This is a genomic window from bacterium (assembly GCA_026708055.1).
Classification (GTDB): Bacteria; Actinomycetota; Acidimicrobiia; order Acidimicrobiales; family CATQHL01; genus VXNF01.
Window position 1 is genome coordinate 1 of sequence record JAPOVS010000065.1, and the last position, 3,072, is coordinate 3,072.

General features: G+C 71.1%; 2 protein-coding genes and 1 pseudogene. All 3 read left to right on the forward strand.

Annotated elements, in window-relative coordinates:
* Nucleotides 1–223 precede the first annotated feature (223 nt).
* Nucleotides 224–1,486, forward strand: a complete 1,263-nt coding sequence (locus OXG55_14295; protein ID MCY4104410.1) for a peptidase dimerization domain-containing protein — start codon at nucleotides 224–226, stop codon at nucleotides 1,484–1,486.
* A pseudogene (locus tag OXG55_14300) lies at nucleotides 1,483–2,469 on the forward strand (catechol 1,2-dioxygenase). Before OXG55_14295 ends, OXG55_14300 begins: the two are co-directional and overlap by 4 nt.
* A 28-nt stretch (nucleotides 2,470–2,497) precedes the next feature.
* Nucleotides 2,498–3,072 (forward strand): alpha/beta fold hydrolase (locus OXG55_14305; protein ID MCY4104411.1); only part of this gene is annotated, 575 nt, incomplete at its 3' end.

Consider the following 3,072-nt stretch of genomic DNA (forward strand, 5'->3'; position numbering starts at 1 on the left):
CTCGGTGGTTGCGGGATTCCTGAACCAGTCCGACCGGCCAGGGGTCACCGACGCCACATGAGTGCGGCCAGCGGGTTTCGGAGACGGTGCATGCCGGCCGGGCATGGTCCGGCGACGGGGGATCGCCCGTGAGGGCCATCTCATGGATCAAGCGAGCGCTCGTGCGCCTGCTCACCAGGACCACAGGCACCTGGATCGGTTCGGTTCGCCGGCCCGGGGTTCGATGAGCGCGCTCGAGGCGGCCCTCGCCGGCGTGTCCGCCACCCGTCTGGCCGACCTGACCGACATGCTGGTCAGCACCGCTTCGCCGACCGGACGTGAGGGCGCCCTCGCGGTGCGGATCGCCGAGGCGCTCGACGCCGCCGGCGTGCAGGCCAACGAGCAGTGGCTCGACGCCAGCGCAGCCAACGCCTGGGGCACGCTCGGCTCTCCCCGGCGGGGGCCGTCACTGCTGCTGTACTCGCCGATCGACACCATCACGTCGGGAGACGCCGCGGAGGACGGCGCGCTCGTCGGCTCCGGGTCGCGCCCCGACATGGAAGCGAAGCTGCGCACCGAGCGCGGATGGCTCGTCGGCCTCGGCGCCCACAACCCGAAGGGGCACGCGGCGTGCGTGCTGATGGCCACCGAGGCGCTCACCGGCGTCGCCGCCGACCTGTCCGGGCGGATCATCGCCGGGTTCGGCTGTCTCGGAATGCCGGTCAACCGCCGCGCCCCGGATCTGCTGGACGGGCACGGCGCAGGCTGTACCGCACTCCTCGAGGCAGTTCGCCCCGACGCCGCGGTGATTGCCAAGTCCGGTTGGTCGGTCTCCTGGAACGAGGTCGGCTTGGCCTGGTTCACCGTGCGCGTCGCGGGGATCCACACCTACGTCGGCAGCCGCCACCTGCTCGCCTACCGCAACGCCATCGCCGACGCCGCGGCGTTGATCCTCGAGGTGGAGACCTGGATCGACGAGTGGGCCGAGACGCGGGCCGACGGGTTCACCCGGCCGCGGGGCATCGTCGCCTCGGTCAACGGGGGCGATGCCCGCGCGACGGCGTTCACCGCAGACGCCTGCGAGTTCACAGTCGACCTTCGTCTCCCGCCCGGTGTTGCCGCGGACAGTGCCCAGCGAGCCCTCTCCGAGCGCATCGACCAATGGGCGGCGGCCATCGGCGCGTCAGCAACGGTGAGTCGCACACTCGCCATTGGTGGCAGCTGCACCGACCCGTCGGAGCCGATCGTGCAGGCCGCGATCGCGGCCTGGGAGACCGAGACCGGTCGCTCCCACCAGGCCCCGCGGGGCTTCTCGGGAGCGACCGACGCCAACATCCTCCGGCAGCACGGGGTGCCCACCGCGAGGATCGGCCTCCCCAAGATCGCCGCGCCCGGCGTCGACGTCGACTTCCAGTACGGGATGAACGCCGTCAACCCCGATGACCAGGTGGCGCTCTCGCGACACCTCATCCGGACCGCCTTCGAATACCTGCAGGGCGCCGGATGAGCCGGATCGTGCTCGGAGTGGGTGCATCGCACACCACGCTGATGAACACGCGCTGGCACGAGGTGGAGCACCTCAGCCGTGCCCACCGATTCCGCGACGCGCTTGGGGAGGCGCGCAGCCGGCTCGAAGGGGAATCGCCCGACCTCGTCCTGATCATCGGCTCCAACCACTTCCGCGGCATCGGCCTCGACCTCATGCCGGCCTTCACCATCGGGGTCGGCGACGTGATCGCGGCGGGCGAGCACGGAACCCCGGCGGGCCCACAGCACAGCGCCCCCGCCCCCGCCCCGGTGCTCTGCCAGCGCCCCATCGAGAGCGGACCCGACGCGGCGTTCTCCGCCGAACTGCTCATCGACCACGGCATCAGCCACGCCATCCAGTACCTCGTGCCCCCGAACGTCCCGGTCGTGCCGATCGTCGTCAACTGCTTCGCGCCGCCGCTGCCGACGCCGGCGCGGACCTGCGCATTCGGACTCGCCCTCGGATCGGCGGCCTGCCGGTTGCCCGGCAACCGGCGGGTCGGCGTGATCGGGACGGGCGGCCTGAGCCACGCCCTGCCGTTCCCCGACTGGGCCGCCCCGGATTCCGAGGACGACCGATTCCTGGCCGATTCTTGGCGTCCCGGCAACGCGCACTGGCCCGCGACCGGGCCCCGCAGGCGCTAGACCACTCTCAGTGCACCCCCCCGAATCAACACCGACTTCGACGAGGAGTTCCTCGCAGCGGTTGCTTCGGGCGAACACATGGCGCTGGCGCAGCGTCTCGGCAACCGAGACCTCGTTGCCTCCGCGGGCAACGGCGGCAACGAGATCAGAACGTGGCTCGCCATGTGCGCCGCCGTCGACGCCGCAGCGGGCGAGGTGCTCGCCTACTCGGCGATGCCCGAGTGGCTGACAGGTATGGCCGTGGCCGCCTTCACGCCGGCAAGTGCCGCGCCCACGACGCGTCCCGCCCGCCGGTCTCGCCCGCCCGACCACCCATAGCAGACCATCGACCCCCAGGAGGGCGACCATGACAATCTGGACCGACCTCACCGGCATCGACTTCGCGGTGCGAACCGTCGAGGCCGCCGGCGTGCCGACCCGGACGCTGATCGCAGGCGAAGGCCCCGACGTGGTGTTTCTCCACGGAACCAGTGGCCACCTCGAGGCCTTCTCGCGGAACTTCGTCCCCCACGTCGAGGCCGGCCTGCGCTGTCACGCCATCGACGCCCTGGGCCACGGGTACACCGGCAAGCCCAACTACCCCTATGAGATCCCTCGCTACGTCGACCACCTCGTCGGCTACCTCGACGCAATGGGCATCGACCGCGCCAACCTGGTCGGCGAGTCGCTGGGAGGCTGGACCGCCGGATGGCTGGCCAGCGAGCGACCCGAGCGGGTCCGCACCCTGCAACTGGTCGCAGCGGGCGGCACCAAAGCCAACCCCGAGGTGATGGCGCGCATCAAGGCCACCACGACCAAGGCCGCACTCGAGGACGACATCGCCCTCACCCGTGATCGCCTGCACCTCCTCATGTACGACGGCGAGCGCGACGTTTCGGAGGAGCTCGTCGAGATCCGCTACCGCATCTACCAACGCCCCGA